The sequence below is a fragment of the Sediminicola sp. YIK13 genome (genome assembly GCF_001430825.1).
Lineage (GTDB): Bacteria > Bacteroidota > Bacteroidia > Flavobacteriales > Flavobacteriaceae > Sediminicola.
Map to the genome: position 1 here is coordinate 3,402,703 of NZ_CP010535.1, position 24,652 is coordinate 3,427,354.

26 protein-coding genes are annotated in these 24,652 nt (G+C 40.3%); 13 read left to right on the forward strand and 13 right to left on the reverse strand.

Translation table 11 applies throughout. The features are described 5' to 3' along the window. Positions 1-11: 11 nt before the first annotated feature. The 3 genes from SB49_RS15025 to SB49_RS15035 all read right to left on the reverse strand — a co-directional run bounded on the left by SB49_RS15025 (position 12) and on the right by SB49_RS15035 (position 2,008). On the reverse strand, positions 12-353 hold the full coding sequence (locus tag SB49_RS15025) for a phage holin family protein (protein ID WP_062058284.1): 342 nt from the start codon (positions 351-353) through the stop codon (positions 12-14). Between the two features lie 159 nt (positions 354-512). Continuing rightward, positions 513-1,283 (reverse strand): alpha/beta fold hydrolase, encoded by a 771-nt coding sequence (locus tag SB49_RS15030; RefSeq protein ID WP_062058287.1) that lies wholly within the window; start codon positions 1,281-1,283, stop codon positions 513-515. Next, positions 1,283-2,008 (reverse strand): pyridoxine 5'-phosphate synthase, encoded by a 726-nt coding sequence (locus tag SB49_RS15035; RefSeq protein ID WP_062058290.1) that lies wholly within the window; start codon positions 2,006-2,008, stop codon positions 1,283-1,285. Before SB49_RS15035 ends, SB49_RS15030 begins: the two co-directional genes overlap by 1 nt. Positions 2,009-2,097: 89 nt before the next feature. Between SB49_RS15035 and SB49_RS15040 the strand changes: the two genes are divergently transcribed. The 8 genes from SB49_RS15040 to murI all read left to right on the forward strand — a co-directional run bounded on the left by SB49_RS15040 (position 2,098) and on the right by murI (position 10,235). Then, the gene (locus SB49_RS15040; protein WP_062058293.1) at positions 2,098-2,754 is read left to right on the forward strand and encodes a CBS domain-containing protein; all 657 of its coding nucleotides are present in this window, start codon (positions 2,098-2,100) and stop codon (positions 2,752-2,754) included. A 5-nt stretch (positions 2,755-2,759) separates the two neighbouring features. Continuing rightward, positions 2,760-3,641, forward strand: coding sequence for an NAD kinase (locus tag SB49_RS15045; RefSeq protein WP_062058296.1), 882 nt, complete (start codon positions 2,760-2,762; stop codon positions 3,639-3,641). Positions 3,642-3,759: 118 nt separating this feature from the next. Continuing rightward, the gene (locus tag SB49_RS15050; protein ID WP_062058299.1) at positions 3,760-4,452 is read left to right on the forward strand and encodes a type IX secretion system protein PorG; all 693 of its coding nucleotides are present in this window, start codon (positions 3,760-3,762) and stop codon (positions 4,450-4,452) included. A gap of 9 nt (positions 4,453-4,461) precedes the next feature. After that, positions 4,462-5,202, forward strand: coding sequence for an isoprenyl transferase (locus SB49_RS15055; protein WP_062058303.1), 741 nt, complete (start codon positions 4,462-4,464; stop codon positions 5,200-5,202). A 4-nt stretch (positions 5,203-5,206) separates the two neighbouring features. Next, the gene (locus SB49_RS15060) at positions 5,207-7,783 is read left to right on the forward strand and encodes a BamA/OMP85 family outer membrane protein (protein WP_062058306.1); all 2,577 of its coding nucleotides are present in this window, start codon (positions 5,207-5,209) and stop codon (positions 7,781-7,783) included. 105 nt (positions 7,784-7,888) lie between these two features. Further along, positions 7,889-8,719, forward strand: a complete 831-nt coding sequence (locus SB49_RS15065; RefSeq protein ID WP_062058309.1) for an OmpH family outer membrane protein — start codon at positions 7,889-7,891, stop codon at positions 8,717-8,719. Between the two features lie 61 nt (positions 8,720-8,780). After that, entirely contained in the window at positions 8,781-9,290 is a 510-nt protein-coding gene (locus SB49_RS15070) for an OmpH family outer membrane protein (RefSeq protein ID WP_062058312.1), read from the forward strand. A gap of 156 nt (positions 9,291-9,446) precedes the next feature. Beyond that, positions 9,447-10,235, forward strand: a complete 789-nt coding sequence (murI, locus tag SB49_RS15075; RefSeq protein WP_062059295.1) for a glutamate racemase — start codon at positions 9,447-9,449, stop codon at positions 10,233-10,235. On the opposite strand, the gene SB49_RS15080 is transcribed toward murI, so the two are convergent. Both SB49_RS15080 and SB49_RS15085 read right to left on the reverse strand, forming a co-directional pair. Next, positions 10,232-10,732 (reverse strand): dihydrofolate reductase, encoded by a 501-nt coding sequence (locus SB49_RS15080; RefSeq protein WP_062058315.1) that lies wholly within the window; start codon positions 10,730-10,732, stop codon positions 10,232-10,234. The two genes, murI and SB49_RS15080, sit on opposite strands and share 4 nt — an antisense overlap. Further along, positions 10,714-11,118, reverse strand: a complete 405-nt coding sequence (locus tag SB49_RS15085) for a 2TM domain-containing protein (RefSeq protein WP_062059298.1) — start codon at positions 11,116-11,118, stop codon at positions 10,714-10,716. Before SB49_RS15085 ends, SB49_RS15080 begins: the two co-directional genes overlap by 19 nt. Before the next feature lie 59 nt (positions 11,119-11,177). On the opposite strand from SB49_RS15085, the gene SB49_RS15090 reads away from it, so the two are divergent. Then, the gene (locus SB49_RS15090; RefSeq protein WP_062058318.1) at positions 11,178-12,263 is read left to right on the forward strand and encodes an aminotransferase class V-fold PLP-dependent enzyme; all 1,086 of its coding nucleotides are present in this window, start codon (positions 11,178-11,180) and stop codon (positions 12,261-12,263) included. A 149-nt stretch (positions 12,264-12,412) separates the two neighbouring features. Further along, positions 12,413-12,709 carry an isoamylase early set domain-containing protein gene (locus SB49_RS15095; protein WP_062058321.1) on the forward strand — a complete coding sequence of 99 codons (297 nt, stop codon included), beginning with the start codon at positions 12,413-12,415 and terminating at the stop codon, positions 12,707-12,709. 29 nt (positions 12,710-12,738) lie between these two features. On the opposite strand, the gene SB49_RS15100 is transcribed toward SB49_RS15095, so the two are convergent. From SB49_RS15100 to SB49_RS15135, 8 genes are all read right to left on the reverse strand, one after another. Further along, positions 12,739-13,020, reverse strand: coding sequence for a DUF427 domain-containing protein (locus tag SB49_RS15100; RefSeq protein ID WP_062058325.1), 282 nt, complete (start codon positions 13,018-13,020; stop codon positions 12,739-12,741). Positions 13,021-13,023: 3 nt separating this feature from the next. Continuing rightward, positions 13,024-13,995 carry an L-histidine N(alpha)-methyltransferase gene (locus SB49_RS15105; RefSeq protein ID WP_062058327.1) on the reverse strand — a complete coding sequence of 324 codons (972 nt, stop codon included), beginning with the start codon at positions 13,993-13,995 and terminating at the stop codon, positions 13,024-13,026. Between the two features lie 16 nt (positions 13,996-14,011). Beyond that, a complete protein-coding gene (egtB, locus tag SB49_RS15110) occupies positions 14,012-15,172 on the reverse strand; it encodes an ergothioneine biosynthesis protein EgtB (protein ID WP_062058330.1) in 1,161 nt (386 codons plus the stop codon). Between the two features lie 75 nt (positions 15,173-15,247). After that, on the reverse strand, positions 15,248-16,072 hold the full coding sequence (locus SB49_RS15115; protein WP_062058333.1) for a thymidylate synthase: 825 nt from the start codon (positions 16,070-16,072) through the stop codon (positions 15,248-15,250). 143 nt (positions 16,073-16,215) lie between these two features. Continuing rightward, positions 16,216-17,682 (reverse strand): NupC/NupG family nucleoside CNT transporter, encoded by a 1,467-nt coding sequence (locus tag SB49_RS15120; RefSeq protein ID WP_062058335.1) that lies wholly within the window; start codon positions 17,680-17,682, stop codon positions 16,216-16,218. A gap of 14 nt (positions 17,683-17,696) precedes the next feature. Continuing rightward, a complete protein-coding gene (locus SB49_RS15125) occupies positions 17,697-18,329 on the reverse strand; it encodes a bifunctional nuclease family protein (RefSeq protein WP_062059301.1) in 633 nt (210 codons plus the stop codon). A gap of 87 nt (positions 18,330-18,416) precedes the next feature. Further along, entirely contained in the window at positions 18,417-19,385 is a 969-nt protein-coding gene (locus tag SB49_RS15130) for an electron transfer flavoprotein subunit alpha/FixB family protein (RefSeq protein ID WP_062058337.1), read from the reverse strand. A 68-nt stretch (positions 19,386-19,453) separates the two neighbouring features. Beyond that, positions 19,454-20,200 carry an electron transfer flavoprotein subunit beta/FixA family protein gene (locus tag SB49_RS15135; RefSeq protein WP_062058338.1) on the reverse strand — a complete coding sequence of 249 codons (747 nt, stop codon included), beginning with the start codon at positions 20,198-20,200 and terminating at the stop codon, positions 19,454-19,456. Between the two features lie 185 nt (positions 20,201-20,385). Between SB49_RS15135 and SB49_RS15140 the strand changes: the two genes are divergently transcribed. From SB49_RS15140 to SB49_RS15150, 3 genes are all read left to right on the forward strand, one after another. Then, complete coding sequence (locus SB49_RS15140; RefSeq protein ID WP_062058340.1) at positions 20,386-21,363, forward strand: pyruvate dehydrogenase complex E1 component subunit beta; 978 nt, start codon at positions 20,386-20,388, stop codon at positions 21,361-21,363. Positions 21,364-21,524: 161 nt separating this feature from the next. Next, positions 21,525-24,017 carry a DUF5686 family protein gene (locus tag SB49_RS15145; protein ID WP_062058342.1) on the forward strand — a complete coding sequence of 831 codons (2,493 nt, stop codon included), beginning with the start codon at positions 21,525-21,527 and terminating at the stop codon, positions 24,015-24,017. A gap of 81 nt (positions 24,018-24,098) precedes the next feature. Continuing rightward, complete coding sequence (locus SB49_RS15150) at positions 24,099-24,626, forward strand: inorganic diphosphatase (RefSeq protein WP_062058344.1); 528 nt, start codon at positions 24,099-24,101, stop codon at positions 24,624-24,626. Positions 24,627-24,652: the final 26 nt, after the last annotated feature.

Below are 24,652 nucleotides of genomic sequence, written 5' to 3' on the forward strand. Positions count from 1 at the left end.
ACTCAAATATTTTAATCGTCTTTTAGGAGAGAATATAATACGGATTGTAGAAAGGACAGTAAAAGACTAAAAAGCAGGGCCCACCATATATTGGTAACCTCAAAACCAGATATCAGATTATCGGCCAAAAGGATAATAATGGCATTGATGATCAATAGGAAAAGGCCTAGGGTCAGAATGGTGATAGGCAGGGTCAATATGACCAATATCGGTTTCACTATAAAGTTCAAGAGGCTCAGGACAATAGCGACGATTATGGCTGTGGTATAGGAATCTACCCCAATCCCCGGTAAAATTTTTGCCAATATAACAACTGCAAGGGCACTCAATAAAATTCTTAGAATTAGTTTCATCTCTTAATTTTTAAGGTTTGGTCTTGTTAGTTATGATAAATGTAAACAATAAATTGAAAAGCCAATGCCTACATCCAAGGTGTTTTGATTGCATTTTCTACAGCTGATCACAGGGCGTTTTTTAAATATAAACCGAATTTGGTGTTTGGCCCATCAGCCCTAATTTTTCATAAAGGCCATGGATTTTTCAAAAAATGCTTCTGGGTTTTCGGCATGAAGCCAATGTCCTGCCTTTGCTATTGTATCCAATTCGGCTAATGGAAAATGTCTTTTTATTTCTGGGAGATCCTGCATGGTCACATATTCTGACTTGTCGCCTCTTAGGAATAAGGTAGGGCCTTGAAAATTGGCGGTAGACCCAATATTTTCACCTACTTCCTCCATTTTTGTGCTCAATACGGGCAGGTTGAAACGGAAATTGAGCTTCTCCTTACTTTCCCAATAGAGGTTTTTAAGCAAGAATTGGCGTACCCCAAAATTGGTAATGTGCTTCGCCAATTGTTTGTCGGCCTCGGTTCTAGAACTGATAGTGCTAAGGTCTAAGGCATTTAGTCCGTTTAAAATTTCATCGTGATGGGGTGGGTAGTATTTGGGCGCAATATCGGCTACCAATAATTTGGAGACAGCATTGGGGTAGGTACAGGCCAACTGCATGGCTGTTTTTCCGCCCATGGAATGTCCGATCACGATCACATCCTTTAATTGATGATGTTCTATATAGTCATAGACGTCCTTGGCCAGCAGATCGTAATTGAATTCGCTCGAGTGAAAGCTTTTTCCGTGGTTTCTCTGGTCCAGTAAATGAACTTCAAATTCCTCTTCTGCATATTGGGTACCCAAGGTCTTCCAGTTGTCAGACATGCCCAAAAAGCCGTGAAGTATCAACAAAGGGGTTCCTTTTCCTAAAATATTCGAATATAACAACGGCATTACTTCAGTTTGTTTAAATACATGTTCACTACATTCTCCAAACCTAGATAAAGCGATTCACAAATAAGGGCATGCCCAATGGAGACTTCTAAAAGATGGGGGATGTTTTCTTTGAAATATTTTATATTGTCCAAGCTAAGGTCGTGACCCGCGTTGATACCAAGACCTAAGCTATTGGCCATTTTTGCAGCTTCTATAAAAGGAAGGATTGCGGCCCTGCAGCGTTCTGCATCCCCTTCCAAATAGGATTTCGCATAGCTTTCTGTGTACAGTTCTATCCTGTCCGTTCCAGTTTCTGCGGCACCTTTAACCATTTTGGTATTGGCATCTACGAAAATTGAGGTACGTATACCGTTCTGTTTAAAAGTGGAGATTACCTCTTTCAGAAAATCTTTGTGTTTGATGGTGTCCCAACCGGCATTGGAAGTAATGGCATCCACACTATCCGGAACCAAGGTAACTTGGGTTGGTTTTACTTCCAGCACCAGGTCCATGAATTTTTGCACAGGATTGCCCTCTATATTGAATTCGGTAGTGGCCACCTTTTTAAGGTCACGGGCGTCCTGATACCTTATGTGTCTTTCGTCTGGACGGGGATGTATGGTGATTCCTTCCGCTCCAAAAGCCTCTATATCCATAGCAACTTTGATAAGATCGGGAACATTTCCGCCCCTCGCATTTCTTAAAGTTGCTATTTTATTTACGTTTACACTGAGTTTTGTCATGTTCTAATGCTGAATAATTCCACGCAAAAATACAAATAAGGCATGCTTTTTGCCATTATTAATTAGTAATTTGCATTATATTTAATATTATGGAGATCCAATCCCGCATTATAAGAAATATCCCCGTATTTGAAATTGGGGATTCATTAAAGGAAGTTATCAAATTCTTTAAGGACACCACCTATTCCCATGTGGCAGTGGCCGATGAAGATAAATTTGTGGGGCTATTAAGTGAAAATGACCTGGAGACCTTCGAAGGAAATAAAAAGATAGAAGATTATAGATTCAACTTAGAGTCGTTTTTTGTAACCTTGGAAACTTCCTGGTTGGACGTTCTGGAGGTTTTTGCCCGAAATGAGGCCAATCTGATTCCAGTGATGGATATGGAAGAAAAAATGATAGGTTACTATAATCTAACAGATGTTGTTGCTTTGTTTATTGCCACTCCCTTTTTTACGGAACCTGGCGGCATACTCGTGATTGCTAAGGGAATCAAGGACTATTCTTTCAGTGAGATCGCACAGATTGTCGAAAGTAACAATTCCAAGTTGTTGGGAGGTTTTGTCTCCGATATGAAAAATGACGTGGTGCAGGTAACTATCAAAATTAGGGCTACAGAGATCAACGATATTATACAGACCTTTAGAAGGTACAACTACACTATACTTTTTGGCAATACGGACGATCAGTTTTTAGAGAACCTTAAACAACGTTCAAATTATTTGGATAAATATCTTAACGTTTAGTATTTATGAAGGTTGCCATATACGGTCAAACGTACCAAAATAATGCCCTTGATTATGTTGTTGCTTTTTTGGACGAACTTCAAAAGACCGAATCTGAGGCTTATTTTGAAGAAGAATTCTATAAACTTTTATTTTCATCGGGGAAGCTGACGTCACATAAGACCTTTAATATGGTAAGCGGTTTGGACGATTCTTTCGACATGTTCGTCAGTTTTGGAGGGGATGGAACCATTCTGCGTGCCATTACCTATGTCAGGGAATTGGATATCCCAGTAGTGGGAGTAAATACAGGAAGGTTGGGATTTTTATCGACCTTTAAAAAAGAGGATGTGCGTAAAGTGGTGCAGGAGTTCGTTTCCGGAGCCTATACCATTGTGGAGCGAAGTTTATTGGAGGTACATGCAGATGAGGCCATCCCAGAATTTGGCGACCTCAATTTTGCGCTTAACGAAATTACGGTAAGCCGCAAGGATACCACGTCTATGATTACCGTGGAGACCTATTTGAACAATGAGTATTTAACTTCCTATTGGGCAGACGGACTCATCGTTTCCACGCCAACGGGATCTACAGGATATTCCTTGAGTTGTGGTGGGCCTGTAATTGCCCCTACAGCAAAGTCTTTGGTGTTAACCCCAATTGCTCCGCACAACCTTAATGCCAGGCCCCTTGTGGTTTCTGATAATACCGAAGTACGACTGCGCGTATCTGGGCGCGAAGAATACCACCTGCTGTCTTTGGATTCACGTATCGCCACCCTAAAAAGCGGCAAAGAGATTTTGCTTAAAAAGGCGGGTTTTTCCATCAAGATGATCGAATATACTTCTGAGAGTTTTTTTAAAACACTTCGCAACAAATTGTTATGGGGGGAAGATCGCCGAAATTGACCCCGTTATCGAACAATAAACGAAGCTAAATATTGTTTATCAAAAAGGAGACTACAAGTATGGCCATTTCACTAGGCTAAAAAGCTGAAATGGTTATATTTGCAAACTTTTGGGATTTATGAGGACATTTTTTGTTGTTATTCTAGTAATGCTATTTGGTCAACTGAGCGCTCAAACCTACGAAGTGGGTATTTTTGCGGGAGGGGCCAATAACATTGGTGATGTTGGGAGAACCAACTACATTTTGCCTTCTGGTCCTGCGTTCGGAGGATTGTTCAAATGGAATAAGAGCAAGAGGTATGCATGGCGTGCAAGTGCCATATATGGAAAATTTACGGCAGATGATTTTAAATCGGATATGCCTTCAAGACAAAATAGGGGGTATGTGATGGATAATTCCCTTTTGGAAGTGTCCGCCGGATTGGAATTTAATTTTGTGGAATATAATTTACATCGGTTAGGGCCTGCATTTACGCCTTATCTGTACACTGGGCTTACCTATTTCAGATATGATTATGCCTATTTTGATGCTGGACAGTTGCAGGAGATTGAAGGTGGACAAAGAGATGGGTCTTTTGCCATTCCCATGACGGTCGGGGCTAAACTCAGAATTAGCCAATTTTTAATTCTGGGGGCAGAAATAGGAGGTAGATATACTTTTACGGATAATTTGGATGGCAGTAATCCAATGGGATCCAATTTTGAGCAGTTTAAATTTGGGAATGTTTTTAGTGATGATTGGTACGTTTTTTCAGGAATGACCCTGACCTATACCTTTGGTAGGAAACCGTGTCGTGATTGCTTTGAGTAAAATGGGATAATGAACACTATAGAAGATATCAACAATCAGAATTTGCCGGTGCATTTGGCCATTATCATGGACGGTAATGGGAGGTGGGCCAAAAAACAGGGGAAATTGCGTGTTTTTGGTCATGAGAATGGCGTGAAGACAGTAAGGGAGACTGTGGAAAATTGTGCGAAGATCGGTATTGGATATCTTACCCTATATACTTTTTCTACCGAAAACTGGAACAGGCCAAAGCTGGAAGTGGATACCTTGATGAAAATTTTGGTCTCATCTCTTAAGAAAGAATTGAAAACCCTCCATAAAAACAACATCCGTTTAAATGCGATCGGCAATATAGACTCCTTGCCCAAGAAGGCCAATAAGGAGTTGAAGGAAGTGATGGAAAAAACATCGGAAAACTCTGGAATGACCCTGACTTTGGCACTGAGTTATGGTGCTAGGGAAGAAATCAGAAATGCCGTGGAACAAATAAGTATCAAAGTTAAAAATAATATAATTTCTCCCGAAAAGATTGATGAAACGATTATAAATAACCATCTTTACACGCATAATTTGCCAGATGTAGATCTCCTAATAAGGACTAGCGGAGAGCGTAGAATAAGCAATTTTTTACTTTGGCAGATTGCATATGCCGAATTATATTTTATTGATGTATTTTGGCCCGATTTTAAAGAGCATCATTTGGTAGAGGCCATTATAAATTACCAAAACAGAGAACGAAGATTTGGAAAAACTAGCGAACAACTTAACTAGCGATATGAAAAAGTTCATATCCTTTGAACTTTTAACAACAATCCTACTACTTTTTTTTACCACTCTAACCACCGCGCAGGACACTTCCTATGAGGATGGTAAGAGGTATATTTTAGGGGGTCTGGAAGTAACAGGCCTACAAAGTTACAACGAGCAAACGGTAAAAACCTACACCGGACTTAGGGAGGGGCAGCCCATCACTATCCCAGGAGAGGAAATTAGCGCCATAATCAATAAGCTGTGGGGCTTGGAACTTTTTAGTGATATCTCCTTTTATATCACCAATATCGAAGATGATAAGATATTCCTTGAACTGAATATTTTGGAGCGCCCAACATTATCTGAAGTTACGGTCTATGGTGTTAAGAAAAGAAAGGTAGAAGATATCATTAAGGATACTGACCTTAAAAAGGGTAAAAAGATAACCGAAAGTTTAATCGCCAATACCAAAAACTATCTTCAGAACAAGTATAAGAAGCAGGGATACCTGAATACCAAAGTGACCATTGCAACCGCCACCGATACCGTAGGAAGCAATACCCAGAAAATGGTGATCAACATCAAAAAAGGGGATAAGGTAAAGATCAAGGATATAGAGTTTGAAGGGAACGAACAGCTTTCCGATAAAAAACTGGCCAAATCCTTAAAGAATACCAAGCAAAAGAAATTTTATCGCTTCTGGAAAAAATCAAAATATATTGAGGCCGATTATAAAGAAGATCTAACTACCTTAATTGAGAAGTATGCCGAAAACGGATTTAGGGATGCCAGGGTAATTTCAGATACCCTTGTTAAGGTAGATGAAAACAACGTCAACCTAAAGATCAAGGTAGAAGAAGGTAATAAGTACTACTTTGGGGAAATAGATTTTGTTGGAAATACCGTATACTCGGATCGTGTACTAAGTCAGGTAATCGGAATTAAAAAAGGGGATACCTATAATGGGGTATTGCTAAAAAAACGTATTGCCGATGACAGTAAGCCAGACGGTCAAGATATTACCAACCTATACCAAAATAATGGGTACCTGTTCTCCAGTGTGAATCCAGTGGAAATTTCTGCACAGAACGACACCATTAATTTTGAGATTCGAATTATTGAAGGAAAGGAAACTTTCTTGAACCATGTTACGGTAGAGGGAAATGACAAAACCAATGACCACGTAATCTTTAGAGAGCTAAGAACACGTCCAGGACAGAAATACAGTAAGGACAATATCATCCGAAGTATTCGTGAATTGGGGCAATTGGGCTTCTTTGATGCTGAGAATATTAAGCCAGACATTATCAATCCAAACCCTAACGATGGTACAGTGGATATCAACTACAGTTTGGTTGAGTCTGGATCTAGCCAGATAGAACTACAAGGTGGTTACGGTGGAGGTGGCTTCATCGGTACTTTAGGACTTTCCTTTAGCAACTTTTCATTAAGGAATATTTTTAATGGGGAAGCCTATAAGCCCGTACCCATGGGAGACGGACAGACCATGGCCTTGCGTTTACAGGCCAGTAGGACTTTTAGAGTATATAGCCTTAACTTTTCCGAGCCCTGGTTGGGAGGTAAAAAACCGGTGCGTTTCAACATGTCCCTTTCCAGGACACAGCAGTTTCAGTTCGATTTTGTGAATAGGGACATAGATAAGGACAGGCAGTTTTCCATAACAGGTGTTTCTTTGGGGTTGGCAAAACGTCTGCAGTGGCCAGACGATTTTTTTACCGTCTCCCACTCCATAGGGTATCAATTGTATAATTTCCAGAATTACAACATTGGCTTGTTTAATTTTGGTAACGGGAAATCTAACTCCTTGGCATATACCTTTGGACTATCACGTAAATCTTCAGGTCCCAATCCAATCTTCCCAATGGGAGGTTCCAATTTTGAGATTACCGCCAAGTTAACGCCACCTTATTCCTTGTTTAACGGGAAGGATTACAGCCAATTGAACCAGGATGAGCAAACGGCAATCGAAAATAGGGATTTGGAAGCTTTAGAAGATGTAGACCGGGAACGGTTTAAATGGCAAGAATATTACAAGGTTAAATTTAAGGGAGATTGGTACACTAATCTCGTAGATAAACTGGTGTTGCGATCCAATGCTGAATTTGGTTTTCTAGGTAATTACAACAGTGACATAGGTAACGTTCCTTTTGAGCGTTTCTTTGTTGGAGGTGATGGTCTGGGCAACTTTACTTTGGACGGTAGGGATGTGGTACAGTTGAGGGGTTATGAGAACCAATCCTTAACGCCTTTCAGTGTTAATCCGGCGACAGGAAGGCAGGAACAAGAAGGTGGTGTGGTGTATAATAAGTTCTCTTTGGAGCTTAGGTATCCGTTGACATTGAAACCTTCGGCATCAATTTACGGACTGGCCTTTTTGGAAGGTGGTAACTCCTTTAACGGGTTTAGCGAGTTCGATCCGTTTCAAATTAAAAGATCGGCGGGGGTAGGATTGCGTATCTTTATGCCAGCCTTTGGTCTTTTGGGAATAGATTTTGGCTACGGGTTTGACAGTGATAATACCCCAGGATCTGTGGGTCCTAGCGGATGGCAGACACACTTTATTATCGGGCAGCAATTCTAAGAATCCAAAGGACTTTCCAATGCGTGTTAAAACAAGAAATATATTCATTTTAAATTATTTACTTATTTTGGCACGATATTTTCTATATACTAAAAAGTAAACAGGATGAAAACGAAAGTTCTTTTAATTATAACAGCTGTATTCTTTTCAACAGCCATTTTTGCCCAACGCGGGGTAAGGATCGGATATGTGGATATGGAGTATATCCTGGAAAATGTAGAGGAGTACCGCGATGCAAATGAGCAGTTGGAAATCAAGGTCCAGAAATGGAAGGTAGAGATAGAACAGAAGCAGAGTGTGGTGGAACAGATGAAGAAGGACTTGATGGCAGAAAAAGTGCTGTTGACCAATGAACTGATAGCTGAGCGAGAGGAAGAAATACAGGTGCTGGAAAATGAAATGTTTCAATACCAACAAGATCGCTTTGGGCCACAGGGGGATTTGGTCCTTCAAAAGCGAAGATTGATACAGCCCATCCAGGATCAAGTATTTAATGAAGTACAGAAGATTGGAGCCAATAAAAGATATGATTTTATTTTTGATAGTTCTGCAGATGTTGTAATGTTGTATTCCGAAAAAAGGCACGATATCAGTGACTTGGTGCTTAGGGGTATAGCTAGGACTAGAAAAATAAGCAAGCCTTTAAAAGGCAATAATATCGATAGTCGTTTGGATGCTTTTGATGGTGACAATGAGCCAGATGAAGAAGTGATATCAGAGGAGCTCCAAGAACGAATAGATAAAGCTGGGGCTGCCCAAGAAGCGAGAGAAAAAAGCGCTGAAGAAAAAAGGGCAGAACAGTTAAAGTTGAGGGAAGAGCGTAAAAAGGCATACGAGGCAAGGCGTAAAAAACTGCTTGAAGAACGCGAGGCCCAGCGAAAAGCTAAACTAGAAGAAAGAAAGGAAGGCGAAGTAAAAAAAGATACGGTCAACTAAAAATTGGAACTTCGCATAAATTTGAAACCATTAATTTAACACGTAAATAGTAATTAAAATCATGAAACACTTAAAGAAAATAGCGGTAGCGATTGTATTGTTTGTAGGAGCTACTAGTTTTGTCAATGCTCAGAGCAAGGTAGCACATATTAATGTGGAACAACTGTTGTCTCAGATGCCAGAAATGAAAAAGGCGCAAGCAGAATTAAAAAAATTACAGGAGACCTATAGAGCGGATATTGAAAGTTCTATGACTGAATTGAAAAATAAATACACACAATATTCTAATGAATCTGCTTCTAAGACTCCAGAAGAGAACGAAAAGAGAGCTTTGGAATTACAAGGATTCGATAAGAATATTAAGGAGGCCGAACAAGCAGCTTACCAAGAATTGCAAAAGAAGCAAGGAGAGCTAATGGGTCCTATCACTGAGAAAGCTAAAGTAGCCATTGAAAAGGTTGCCGCTACTCTTGGATATGACTATGTGATCGATGCAACCCAAGGTGGTGGCTTGATCGTAGCTAAAGGTAAAGATCTATTGCCTGATGTAAAGAAGCAATTGGGCTTCTAAGAGATTAGAATTTAGTTTACAGGAAAACCACACAAGCAATTGTGTGGTTTTTTGTTTTTGGATGTTAAGGGAATTGGTATTTCAAGTTGATAATTTATAAAAATTCCTATGGGTATTAGCGTGTAACTTCATACTTTTAAAAGCAGAATGAGCAATATGGACAACAGGCCGATCGGCATTTTTGATTCGGGTATTGGTGGTACTTCGGTTTGGAGGGAAATTGAAAAATTGCTTCCCTATGAGAACACCATTTACTTGGCTGATAGTAAAAATGCCCCTTATGGGGAGCGGTCAAAAGAAGAAATTCTTCAGTTGAGCATAAAGAATATTGAGTATCTGCTGGCCAAAGACTGTAAGCTTATCGTTGTGGCCTGTAACACGGCAACCACCAACGCCATCTCCTATGTTCGGGAACATTATTCTGTCCCGTTTATCGGTACCGAACCAGCCATAAAACCGGCAGCATTACGATCCAAATCAAAAACGGTGGGGGTATTGGCCACCAAAGGCACTTTGTCCAGTGAACTTTTTTTTACCACTTCCCAAAACCATGCAGGAGGTATCAATAAAATAGTGCAGGTAGGAACCGGCCTGGTACCTTTGATAGAAGCAGGAAAGGTACACGCCCCCGAAACAAAAGAGTTGCTACAAAAGTACTTGGAACCCATGTTGGCTGAAGGGATGGATTATCTGGTGCTTGGTTGTACCCACTACCCTTATTTGATTCCAGTGTTAAAAGAAATGATCCCAGCTCACGTTGAGATTTTAGATTCCGGTGCGGCCATCGCGAAGCAGACCATGGCCATATTGAAGGAGAATAACCTTTTGGCTAGCCCAGATAAAAAAGGAAGCCATCTGTTTTACACCAATTCAAATCCGGATATTCTGGCCAGTTTTTTGACCGATGTGAAGGCCCAATACAACACGGCTTATCTCGATTTTTAGGTTTTCTTTTTGATAAAGGTCCTATAAGTAAAATCTACAGCGTGTTTATCATCCTTCCCGTGATATTCTTCTCTGACCAATTTCCAATTGGAAGAATCAATCTCAGGAAAAAAGGCATCGGCCTCATAGTCCCCATGTACCCTAGTGATCTCTAGGGTATCGCAATAGGGCATGGCCAAGTTATAAATTTCCCCTCCCCCAATAACAAAAGACAACGCTTCATTTGCTACAAGTGCCAAGGCGTCAGACAAAGAGTGTACAATGGTGCAGTTGGGATGATCAACACGGTAGCTTTTATCTCTGGTGATGATGATATGGTGCCTATTGGGCAAAGGTTTGGGAAAGCTTTCAAAAGTCTTTCTTCCCATGATGATCTTGTGCCCGGTGGTCAGCTGTTTAAAGCGTTTAAAATCGTCCGGGAGGTGCCAAAGGAGATCATTGTCTTTGCCTAGGGCATTGTTTTCCGCTACAGCGGCTATTATGGTAACTTTTCCCACGAATCTTTTTTTTGGTTGATATTGGATATAGGAAAATCGGTCTCTATTTCCTTTTGGATTTCAGCGATACGTCTTTTTTGTTTCTCAACTAATTTTTCACGTTGCTTACGTTCCCATTCGAGACCCATAAATTTTCTGGAAAATAATACGTTTACGGCATGGATCACAAAAAGAAAAGCCCAAAGAGTAATCGCCCAGATAAACCAATCGTAAGCTTCACCATACTTCAAGATTTTATTGATCAAAACTAAAAACACACTTCCTACAAGAAAGATGATAAAATGGTTGTAAAGCCTTTTTTTTACCTTTATCCTTTCCTGGGCATGCTCCATTAGCTCATGCTGATCTGTGTCTATTTTTGATGTAGTTTTATTTCTGGAAAACATGGAATAAGTATCTTTACCTACAAAGATAAGCCAATTACTAATTATCATTTCGGTTCCATATGCAAAAGATTATAAAGCAGTTTCCTGTACTTAGCCAATATGTTTATGCCAATACCGCTGCCTCAGGGTTATTGTATGACGATTTACTGGACTGGCGTCAAGAGCACGATCTGGATTTTTTGATAGAAGGGAGTATCATGAAGGCGAAGTCGCACAAATTGCTGGGCCATACCCGAAAAACTGTCGGACAATTTTTTGGATGTGATCCTTCCAATGTGGCCTTGATTCCAAATTTTTCTATCGGAATAAACTTGTTGCTCGAGGGCTTGCCCAAAGAACATAAGGTCTTACTGGTAGATGGGGATTACCCGTCTCTTAATTGGCCTTTTGAAAATAGGGGGTATGCTATTTCCACAATTGCTTTGGATCAACATTTGGAACAGAATATTTTAGAGGAGGTAAAAATCAAAGGGATAACTGTGCTGGCCTTAAGTTTGGTGCAGTGGCTGAACGGCATCAAAATTGATTTAGAGTTTTTAAAGACCTTGAAGAAGGACTTTCCAGAACTGATCATTATTGCCGATGGGACCCAATATTGCGGTACGGAGAGTTTTAACTTTGCGGAATCTGGGATAGACATCCTTGGTGCGAGTGGTTATAAATGGCTGTTGGCCGGGTATGGCAATGGGTTTATGTTGTTCAAGGATGGTGTAAAAAATGTCTTCTCGCCCAAGGCAGTGGGATTCAATTCCACCAATTTAGATCTATCGGCAAAGGATACAGTTTCTTTTAACAAGCATTTTGAGCCGGGTCATTTGGACACCTTGAATTTTGGCAGCCTTAAATTTTCGCTCGACTTTCTTTCCAAAATAGGGATGGACGCAATTACGGCCCACCTTAAGACCTTATCGGAATTCGCAAAAGGGGAATTGACCGCTTTGGGGCTTTTGGAAGAGGCTGTCGTAAACCGAACAGACCACAGTACAATATTTAATATTAAAGGGGGGGACGAGCTTTTCCAAAAATTGGTTGAGAATGATGTTCTCTGTGCACAAAGAGGAGGCGGCATCCGTTTAAGTTTTCATATCTATAATACAGAGAAGGATATTCAAAAAATAGTAAAGCTTCTAAAATCAAGGAAATGACCATTAAGTACATCAGAATTTAATCGACACTTTTTTGTCGATGTTAATCAAAAGCCCCCATAATATTATCAAATTGATAAATATGATGTAAATCATTGTGCGCGAGCTTTTTAATCCGTTTTTTTGCGCTATAATTTAATAACAGAATTATGGCAATAGCTAAACAATACCTTAAGACTAAACCAGTTTGTAAAGTAACTTTCACTGTTCCTGCTGAGGGCGCCAAAAAAGTTGCTGTGGTAGGTGATTTCAATGATTGGGATCCAAAGAAAAATGTACTGAAAAAATTAAAGAACGGAACTTTCAAAGGTACGTTTGATTTACCTGTGGAAAATACATATGAGTTCAAGTATTTGATAGATGGTAACTACGCTACCGAAGCTGAAGCCGATGGTTTCAAGTGGAACGAGTTTGCTGGGACAGAGAATCCTATTCTAGCACTATAAAAAATTAAACTTGGAAGGTCACCATTGATTTATTTTTCAATGGTGACTCCTTTCCAAAATGCTACGTGGCCTTTAATTGTTTTGGCCAATTCGCTCACCTCTGGATAGTACCAGGCCGCATCCTTGTTTTCTTTCCCGTCTACTTCTAGGGAATAGTAAGATGCCTTACCTTTCCACGCACATGTGGTATGCGTGGGACTAGGTCTAAAGTATTGTTTCTTAATACTGTCCGCAGGGAAATAATGGTTGTTTTCCACCACCACAGTATGGTCACTTTCAGCTATTACGGTATTGTTCCAAATTGCTTTCATTTTCTATATTTTTTTAAACGCATAGTTCTTATAGTACTTTTTTTCATCCGAAAATTGTGCTACAACCTTCAGTCCTGCTTCTTTGGCCAGCCATGAGACCACCTCGTCATCATATTTTTGTGATATTTCCGTATGTATGGTCTCCCATGGTTTCAAGGTAATGGTCAGGTCCAGTTCTTTGATCGTAACGGTCTGTTCTTTGTTAGAAACCAAATAGCTTTTTGCTGTTCCAGTTTCGGGATCATATGTTTCCCAATGGAGGAAGTTATCCGTAATAAAGTCGCCCTTTAATTCGGTATTTATACGCACTAATACATTCTTATTAAATGCCTCTGTTATTCCCGCTTTGTCATTGTAGGCATCCAATATAGTCTGTGGATTTTTTTTCTGATCGAATCCAACAAAAAATAGGTCCTCTTCTTTCATAGATCCCTGCACCTGTTTTAAAAAAGTCACAGCCTGTGGGTGCAACAGATTTCCTACATTGGAGCCTAGAAAGAGTATGACTTTCTTTTTATCCCTAATGGAGTTGATGGTTTCCAAAGTTTCAAGATAAGTGCCTTGTAATGGTTCTGTTTTTAATGTGGGGATTTCAATTTGGAGAGATTTTTCCAATTGATCCAAAGCATTCTGACTAATATCAATGGGGAGGTATTTAAAATCCAACTTCCGTTCTACCAGATATTTTAGCAGTATTTTGGTTTTTTTTCCATCTCCTGCCCCCAATTCAATGAGGTTGAAGCTATTTGAACCTTCTGAAAATAGAGCAGAAATATCTTCTTTATGACTTTTCAGGATATTGTATTCACATCCTGTCAGGTAATATTCTGGCATTGCCATAATATCTTGGAATATCTTGTCGCCTTTGGCGTCATAAAAATATTTGGAGGATAAATATTTTGGGTTCGCCGTTAATCCAGCATACACTTCTTCTTCAAATCGGGACATCGTTATGGTGCGTGTATTCTTGTGCATATTAATTTTGTCGTAATTATTTTGCCAACCTTAATCCTGTGTACTGCCACCTAGCCGAGGGTGGGAAAAAATTACGGTATGTTGGTCTTGTGTGTTTGTTGGGGGTAGCAATGGAACCTCCCCTGAGAACTTTTTGGTTAACCATAAACTTGCCATTGTATTCTCCTAAGGCTCCTTCGGCTTTTTGGTAATTGGGATAGGGTAAATAAGCGCTTTCGGTCCATTCCCAACGCTTGCCCCATGAGAATTGCGCTTGTGCCGCTTCCCACTCAAATTCGGTTGGAAGACGAGACCCTTTCCATTGTGCAAAAGCAAAGGCTTCATAATAGGAGAGGTGGGTGACTGGCGCTTTTGGGTCTATTTTTTGCAATCCTTTCAATGAATAGTACTGCCAAGAGCCATCTACTTGGTGCCAGTACAGAGGTGCTTTGATTAGATTGGTATTCACCCAATCCCATCCCTCGGCATGCCAGTATTCAAAATGTTCATATCCCCCAGCATTCATAAATTTCAGGTATTCCTTATTCGTGACCAATGTGCTGGAGATTTGAAAGGGATGGAGGTATACTTTATGGCGCCCCAATTCATTGTCATAGCAAAATTGGTTAGAATTATGTCCAATTTCGTAGATACCCTCGTCCAATTCTATCCATTCCCGGGATTCACTTTCTTGCCGGTGTTCGCTGTATGTGTTGGCGTATGGTGGAAGTAACGGATTGTTGCCCAAAATATATTTGATATCCGTGAGCAATAATTCTTGGTGTTGCTTTTCATGGTGAATCCCAATTTCCATTACTGCTTCCAACTCGAGATCTACGGGCTCTTCAAACAAGCTCACAACGGCTGCGGTTACATGGTTGCGGTATTCATAGACTTTCTCAACAGAGGGTCTGGAAAGGTTTCCGCGATCGGAGCGAACAACCCTTTCGCCCAAAGATTCGTAATAACTATTGAAAACAAAAGAAAAGTCGGTATCAAAAACCCGATAGCCTTTTTTATATTTTTTTAGGATGAACTCCTCAAAAAACCAGGTGCTGTGGCCTAAATGCCACTTAGGAGGAGAAACATCCGCCATTGGCTGCACCACATAGTCTTCTATCTCCAAGGGAGCGCATATGCTTTCGGTATGTTTTCTGGTTTCTATAAAGAAATCCAAGAGCGTTTGGGTAAGTATCATAGATCTTGGGTTAATACTTATAAAGATACTCAATTTATCTTTTTTCGTTTTAACCCAAAAGGGACAAGGATTAACCTAAACCGCTACTGCTCCTTTGATATGTGGATGTGGATTGTAATCTTCCAAAGTAAAATCTTCAAACTTAAAATCGAAAATATCTTTCACCTCAGGATTGAGGACCATTTTAGGTAATGGTCTTGGTTCTCTGCTCAATTGCAGTTCTACCTGCTCCAAATGGTTGTTGTAGATATGGGCATCGCCAAAAGTATGGATGAATTCCCCTGGTTGTAGATCGCAAACCTGGGCCATCATTAATGTGAACAAGGCATAGGAGGCTATATTGAAAGGCACTCCTAGAAAAATATCTGCACTGCGTTGGTACAATTGACAGGAAAGCTTGCCGTCCGCCACATAGAATTGAAAAAATGCATGACATGGAGGCAATGCGGCTTTTCCGTTGGCGACATTCTCGGCAAAGGAAACTGAGGTGTCCGGTAATACACTAGGATTCCAAGCAGAAACTAGCATTCGGCGGCTGTTGGGATTGTTTTTCAAGGAGGTGATTACTTCCTTGATCTGATCTATCTCTTCCCCGTTCCAATTACGCCATTGATACCCATAAACCGGACCTAGGTTGCCATTCTCATCGGCCCATTCGTTCCAAATGCGTACCCCATTTTCTTGTAGGTAGGTAACATTGGTATCCCCTTTTAAAAACCAAAGCAATTCGTGAACAATGGATTTTAAATGTAGTTTTTTGGTAGTGACCATGGGAAACCCTTCACTGAGATCAAATCGCATCTGATGGCCAAAAACACTGATGGTTCCTGTTCCTGTGCGGTCTCCTTTTTGGTTTCCTGATGCTAATACGTGTCGGAGTAAATCGTGGTATTGTTTCATGGTTCGCTAAACTTTTTTCCACAAGCAAAGCCGTGGGGATATATGCTACGAAAATAAACAAAGGGGTAAAAAGTTGCCGTAATTCTCGATTCCTATTTATAAAAACTTATCAACTAGGATTGGGTTTAAAAAAATGGTTGCCGTTATCCCAAGATCATTCCCGCAATGGTTGCAGATAGCAAAGAAGCCAAAGATCCCCCTAAAACTGCTTTTAAGCCAAATTCAGATAAGGTCTTCCTTTGGTTTGGTGCCAGGGAGCCTATCCCTCCAATTTGAATTCCTATAGAGGCGAAATTTGCAAACCCACAGAGCATATAAGTGGCCATAATTACGGATTTGTTATAGGCCAGATGGGTACCGTTGACCACATCTTTTAGTTCTGCCAGCTGGATATAGCCGATAAATTCACTGGCGGCCAATTTTATTCCCAATAACTGTCCCATCAGTGAAATGTCCTCATTCGCAACCCCAATCAACCACATTAATGGGGAGAATACAGTTCCTAAGATAGCTTCCAGCGATAGTTGATCGTAGGATGAATTAGCGGCAATCCAGCTATTGATGGTTGTTACATCTCCGATCCAGCCAAAGATACCGTTCAGCATGGCTATAAAAGCAACAAAGACAAGGAGCATTGCCCCCACGTTAACAGCTAATTTTAGCCCTTCCGTGGTTCCGTTCGCGATGGCGTCCAGAATATTGGATCCTATTTTTTCCGTAGAAACAACTACGTCGGTAGACACCTTTTCTGTCTGGGGATAAAGTATCTTGGAAATGACAATAGCTCCTGGCGCGGCCATTACGGATGCCGCTAATAAATGTTTGGCAAACTGAAGTCTTAAAAGTTCATCGCTTCCGCCCAAAAATCCAATATATGCGGCCAACACAGCTCCAGCCACAGTGGCCATTCCACCAATCATGACCAGCAACATTTCGGATTTGGTCATTTTTTCCAGATAGGCTTTGATAAGCAAGGGGGCTTCTGTTTGTCCCAAGAATATGTTGCCGGCCACGGATAGGCTTTCGGCACCAGAGATCCCAAGTGATTTTGACAATAGCCATGCCAATGCTTTCACGATTTTTTGAATGATTCCAAGGTAAAACAATACAGAGGTAAGTGCGGAAAAGAAGATGATAGTAGGTAAAACCTGAAAGGCAAAAATAAACCCAAAAGTGTCCATATCCACTACCAGCCCCTCAAATAAAAACTTACTTCCTGCATTGGTAAATTGCAAGATACTTACGAAAACTTGTCCTATTTTTTCGAATATCATTTGGATAAAGGGTACCTGTAAGACACCAACGGCGATCAAAAGCTGAATGGAAAGCCCTATTCCAACTGTTTTCCAATTGATTGCCTTTCTATTTGAACTAAAAAGTACGGCTATTAGAATAAGGACGATCATCCCTAATAACCCCCTTAATAAACCTTGGGTCGTAAACCCTTCGTTAGGAGCAATATCGGTAGAAGTTACCAATAGTGATGAAGTGTTATCCTCGGCTATTGGAGTTACTACTTGCTGCATGGTGTCGGTAAGTGCTGGTTCTTGTGCAAAGGAGGAGAAAATGGTCAGGCATATTGATAGGGTAATCAAAAAGCTATATTTCATAAAATCGTATTTGTTTAGCGCTGACGTTTAGAAATCTCGTCCCTTAGTTTTGCAGCTTTTTCGTAGTCCTCATTAGCAACTGCCTTGTCCAGTTCTTGATGTAGTTCCTCTAACGATAACTCTTTGTACGCATCAGATGCGCCGCTGTCTATTTCTACGGTTTCGCCTTCCTGTAATATTTCATCTACCATGATACTATCCGTGCTCTCTTCTTTGTCCTTGTCCTTGGAGGAGAATTTTAAGAAAATTCCAGCTTTGTCCAAAATGGTCTTATAGGTAAATATAGGGGCATTAAAACGCAGTGCCAGGGCAATGGCATCACTGGTTCTGGCGTCAATAATTTCTTCGATTTTATCTCGTTCGCAGATGATACTGGAATAGAAAACACCATCTACCAATTTGTGAATGATCACTTGTTTGACGACGATTTCGAACCTATCCGCAAAATTCTTGAATAGATCGTGGGTGAGGGGTCTTGGAGGTTTTATTTCCTTTTCCAAGGCTATGGCTATGGATTGTGCCTCAAAGGCACCAATGACTATAGGTAGTTTGCGATCCCCGTCAACTTCATTCAATATAAGGGCATACGCGCCATTTTGTGTTTGGCTGTACGAAATTCCTTTTATTTTTAATCTAACTAAACTCATATCCTTAAATAAACGAAAAAAGGCTGTTAAAATAAAAGGTTTGTCCAATTATTTAACAGCCCTTTAAGGGGCACAATTTAACAAAAATTAAGCGTTTTGGGCCTTAAATTCTTTTAATTTTTCGATGAGTTTAGGTACCACTTCAAAAGCGTCTCCAACAATTCCATAGTCAGCAGCTTTAAAAAATGGGGCTTCGGGGTCCGTGTTGATGACCACTTTAACCTTGGAAGAGCTTACCCCGGCAAGATGTTGAATGGCCCCAGAGATACCAATAGCAATGTAAAGATTACTGGCTACCGGCTTTCCTGTTTGTCCCACATGTTCTCCATGTGGTCTCCATCCTAAATCGGAAACGGGCTTGGAGCAGGCGGTGGCTGCGCCGAGAACATCGGCTAATTCCTCTATCATTCCCCAGTTTTCAGGTCCCTTTAAACCTCGGCCCCCAGAAACTACAACTTCCGCATCCGCTATGGTGGCCTTCCCGACCACTTTGTCCACTTCGACTGATTTTGTAGTAAAATCGGCATCGGTAATAGTCGGACTAAAAGTTTCTACAGCAGCGGTTGTCTTGTGCTCATGAATACCAAAGGCGTTGTTTGATACTCCAACGATCTTGATGTCGGTGCTTATTTCGGTATGGGCGAAACCCTTGTTACTGAATGCAGTTCTTTTCACGGTAAATGGACTAGCACTTTCTGGAGCAGTAACCACATTGGGAACATACCCCGCCTTTAATTTGGCAGATACAATAGGAGCCAAATATTTGGTGTCCGTGCTGGAGCTTACAATAACTACTTTGGCACCTTCTTTTTCAGCAGCCTCTGTAATTGCATGGGCATAAGCCTTGGCATTAAATGTTTTTAGGGTGTCGTTGGAAACGTTCAAAACCTTTGCAACCCCATAGTCTCCCAAAATCTCATTGTTGGAGGCGTTAAAAGAAATAGCGGTGACCGTGGTGCCCAATAATTGAGCCACTTCATAGGCATAGGAGGCAACTTCAAAAGCATTTTTTTTGAATTTTCCGTTTTCTGATTCTGTATATACTAAAACTGACATGTATTTATTTTTTTGTTGATAAAACTAGCGTGTTGGAATTTGGAGTTCCGTGATGAAACGGAATTCGCCTAGATGACTTTGGCTTCGTTATGCAATAAATTGATCAATTCATCAATGTTGTCTGCACTAACCAATTTAACAGCTCCTTTTGGGGCAGGTTTTTCGAATTTTTCATCAATCGTCTTGGCATTGGCATCAATAGGCTCCACCACGTTCAATTTTTTCTGACGTGCCATCATGATCCCCCTCATATTTGGGATTCGAAGGTCGCTTTCTTCCACCAATCCTTTTTGTCCGCCAATAACTAAGGGAAGGGAAGTGGATAATGTTTCTTTTCCACCATCAATCTCTCTAATTGCCGTTACCTTATCGCCATCGATTTCGAGATTGACACAAGTATTGATGAAGTTCATATCTAAAATAGTGGCCATAATTCCAGGTACCATTCCGCCATTGTAATCAATGGATTCCCTTCCTGCAATCACAAGATCATATCCTCCATTTTTTACAACTTCTGCCAGTTGTTGGGCTACAAAAAAACCATCTGTAGGTTCTGCATTTACCCTGATGGCCTCATCTGCTCCAATGGCCAAGGCCTTTCTGATAGTAGGTTCCGTATTGGCCCCTCCAACAGTGGCAACATGTACCGTGGCACCTTGTTTTTCTTTGAACCACATGGCCCTTGTCAATCCAAATTCGTCATTCGGATTAATAACAAATTGAACCCCATTGGTGTCAAATTTTGTGCTATTGTCGGTGAAATTTATTTTGGAAGTAGTGTCCGGAACGTTACTTATACAAACGAGTATTTTCATTTTGATTTATAGTTTTTCTTTTTCTTAAAAATGAATTGCCCAAAGATAACTATTAATTTTTAAATTTACTATGCATGCATAGTAAATTTGTCGTTATTTTGATAATCACAAGGTATTATTTGACATATAATTTCCTATTTTTGCTTGCGTTTTGAGAAGAACATAAAAACTTTACTCTATTATACATGAGAACAATACAATTTAGAGAAGCCATAGCGGAGGCGATGTCCGAAGAAATGAGACGTGATGAATCCATCTATTTAATGGGCGAAGAAGTTGCGGAATATAACGGAGCATATAAAGCTTCTAAAGGGATGTTGGACGAATTTGGTCCAGACAGGGTAATAGATACCCCCATTTCTGAATTGGGTTTTGCAGGTATTGGAGTTGGTTCAGCCATGGGTGGTAACAGACCCATCATTGAATTTATGACCTTTAACTTTGCATTGGTCGGTATAGATCAGATCATAAGTAACGCGGCAAAAATCAGACAAATGTCGGGCGGACAGTTCAATTGTCCAATCGTATTTAGAGGGCCTACAGGATCCGCTGGTCAGTTGGGAGCTACCCACTCACAAGCTTTTGAGAGTTGGTTCGCAAACTGTCCAGGACTAAAAGTGGTTGTACCATCTAATCCTTATGATGCAAAAGGGCTTTTGAAAGCCTCGATCAGAGATGACGATCCGGTTATTTTTATGGAATCGGAACAGATGTACGGTGATAAAGGAGAAGCTCCGGATGGAGAATATACCATTCCTTTAGGAGTTGCAGAAATTAAAAGAGAAGGTAAGGATGTTACTATTGTTTCTTTTGGTAAAATAATCAAGGAAGCTTACAAAGCTGCAGAGGAATTGGAAAAAGAAGGGATCAGTTGTGAGATTATTGATTTGCGTACTGTACGTCCTATGGATCATGATACCATTTTAAAATCTGTAAAAAAGACGAACAGGCTTGTTATTTTGGAGGAAGCTTGGCCTTTTGGAAATGTGGCTACTGAGATCACGTACCAAGTACAATCCCAGGCATTCGACTATTTGGATGCCCCTATTGTTAAAATAAATACTGCCGATACCCCGGCCCCTTATTCTCCAGTATTATTGGAGGAATGGTTGCCAAATTATAAGGATGTGATCAAGGCGGTAAAAAAAGTGTTATATAAATAAGTAAAATTATTTTGTTAAGGTATTTTAGCTTTGCCGACCAAGTGTCGGCAAAGCTTTTGTTTTATTACAAGATGATGTGTTTGGATTCCATTTAGGAACCAAACGATGGCAAAACTTTCAGGATGCAATGTTAACCTTCCTGATAACCCTATGAACGCTTCATGAAAAGAATTTTATTAGTCCTGTTTGTTCTTACCTCTTTCTGGTCCAATTCACAGACCAAGGTTAGTGGCGTTGTGGTAGATGAAACTGGAGAACCGGTTGCTTTTGCCAATGTGTTATTCAAGAACTCGTCTCAAGGAACCATTACCAATGACAACGGGGTGTTCTATATGGAGTCCGACGAAACATACAATACCTTAATTATTTCCTTTATCGGTTATGATAAATTGGAACTTGACTTGCCTTCAAAGGTCAATTATAATTTAAAGGCAGTGTTGATGGAATCCAGTGAGCAATTGGATGAGGTTGTGGTATATGTGGGCAAACAATCTAAAAAGAATAACCCTGCCATTGATATCCTCAAGAAAATCTGGGCAAAAAAACGGGAGAATGGTGTAAGCAAGTTTAAACAATACCAGTATGACAAATATGAAAAGGTAGAGTTTGATTTGAATACCATTGATAGCGCGCTGATAAAAAGCAGACTCTTTAGGGGGATGGAATTTGTATTCGAAGACCTGGATACCTCAAGAATTACAGGAAAGACCTATTTGCCTATTTTTTTAAATGAGACCTTTTCCAAAGTGTATGGAGACAACAAGTTGGCAGAGACCAAGGAAGATATTCTTGGAAATAAGAATTCTGGGTTCAGCAATAACCAAGCTTTAATTGCATTTGTGAAGGATTTGTATTCGGACTATAACATTTACAATAACTATTTAAAATTCTTCGATAAAAGTTTTACCAGCCCCTTATCCAAAACAGGGGTGGATACCTATAATTATGTGCTGTCCGACAGTGCTTATATCGATAACAAATGGTGTTATAACATATTATACTATCCCAGGCGAAAGAACGAACTGACTTTCAAAGGGGATTTTTGGGTGAATGATACCACCTTCGCCATCAAGAAGATTAACTTGGAAGTGACCCGAAGTGCCAATATCAACTGGGTTAAGGATATCTATATAGAGCAGGAATTTGAAGTATTGAACGATTCAGTTTTTCTGTTGAAACGTGACTATATGCTCAGTGATTTCAGTTTTAGCAAAAAAGAGAAGGCCAGAGGGGTGTATGGAAAAAGGACTACGGTGTACAATAACTATATGTTCGATATACCCAAACCAAGGGAGTTCTATAAGGTAGATGCCAACCAGTTTGACCCATCGGTTTTTGAGAAGGAAGATAGTTTTTGGAGCGATAATAGGTTGGAGCCCTTGAATAAGGATGAAAAAGGGATCTATCAATTATTGGATACGCTGCGAACCGTTCCCAAGTTTAAATCGATTTACAATGTTGCCAGTATCCTAGGTTCCGGTTATATAGAAATAGATAAATGGAATGTTGATATAGGAAGTGTTTTCAATGTTTTTGGTTATAATGAAGCGGAAGGCACGCGCCTAAGAATGGGGGCAAGGACCTATTTTGGTCAAAATGACCCATGGCGTTTGGAAGGTTATATGGCCTATGGTTTCGGAGATCATAAATTTAAACACGGGTTTGCCGCCAAATGGCTGATAGACAGAAAGAATAGGATTATTGTTTCTGCTGGAAATAGAAGGGATATAGGTCAGCTCGGAATAAGCTTAACGGCAACCAGTGATGTATTGGGGCGCAATCAGGCTTCCTCCTCTGTACTTACAGTTGGCGCGAATAATAGGCTTTCCAATATTAATTTGAGTGCCTTTAATATGGAGATTGAGCCAATCACCAATTTGAAATTTGGGGTGGGCAGTACGTTGCGGACCCTGAGTTCGGCATTGCCAGATCTTTTTAGCCTAGATTATGTGGATCCGGAATCACCTACGGGCATTTCCTCCGAAATAAAGCAATTTGAAATCAGTACCCAGGTCATTTATACGCCTGGAAGAAGGACCATCGGGTATGGCGTGGAAAGGCGTAACATCAACGATGATTATAGTACCCTCTTCCTGAGTTACAGCCAAGGGCTTGAAGGGTTTCTGGAAAGCGATTTTAATTATAGGAAAATCCAATTTTCCTATAGCCAACCTTGGCAATTGGGATGGGGGAGGTTATTGAGTTCTGTGGAATTGGGAAAAACTTTTGGGGAAGTGCCATTGGGTCTTTTGAATGTGATCCCGGGAAACCAGACCTTTTTCTCTGTGTATAACAGTTTTGCCAATCTCGATTTCTATGAATTTGTAACGGATACGTATGCAACTTTGCATTTGGAACATAATTTTAATGGTAGGCTTTTTTCCAGGATACCTTTTATGAGAAAATGGAATTTGAGGGAAATTGTGGGAATCAGAGGGGCCTGGGGAGATCTGTCCGATGGTAATATTGCCTTGAGCAGTCCAACCAACGTTCCTTTAATGGCTCCGACCAATAAGATTTATTATGAATACTCTGTCGGGGTAGGGAACATATTTAGAATATTGCGAATCGATTTTAACTTTAGGGGCAATTATTTGGAAAATCCTGATGCTAGGGCGTTTGGGGTTACGGGATCATTTGGCTTTAGTTTTTAGAAACAAATGGAGCTATGTTGCCTTTTTTCTAAGGTTTACTGATTTTTTTTCAATTATATTTGCACCACAATTTAATAAGCCATGAGTACAGAAGAAATAACATCGTTTGATGTTCTTATTGAGATCCCAAAGGGGAGTAGAAACAAATATGAGTATGATTTTAAATTGAAGAAGGTTCGTTACGACCGTATGATCTTTTCTTCAATGATGTATCCTGCCGATTATGGTTTTGTGCCAGAAACGTTGGCGTTGGATGGTGACCCCTTGGATGTTTTGGTTTTGGTGACAGAACCTACCTTCCCTGGATGTGTTATGGAAGTGAAGCCTATTGGTGTTTTCCATATGACAGATGAGAAAGGGCCAGATGAAAAAATAATCTGTGTTCCTGTTTCAGATCCTATTTGGAACAAAGTAACTGATTTGAATGAATTAAATCCACACCTTATTAAAGAGATAGAGCATTTCTTTCAAGTATATAAGGATCTGGAAAAGAAAAAAGTTGATGTTGGTGGATGGGGAGATGTCAATGAAGCCAAAGAAATTGTTGTGAAGTGCATCAAGCGCTTTGCGGATAGCGATGTTCCACTAAGGGATGTAACAATTACCTAGTACTAAAGCATAACAATTTTTATCAT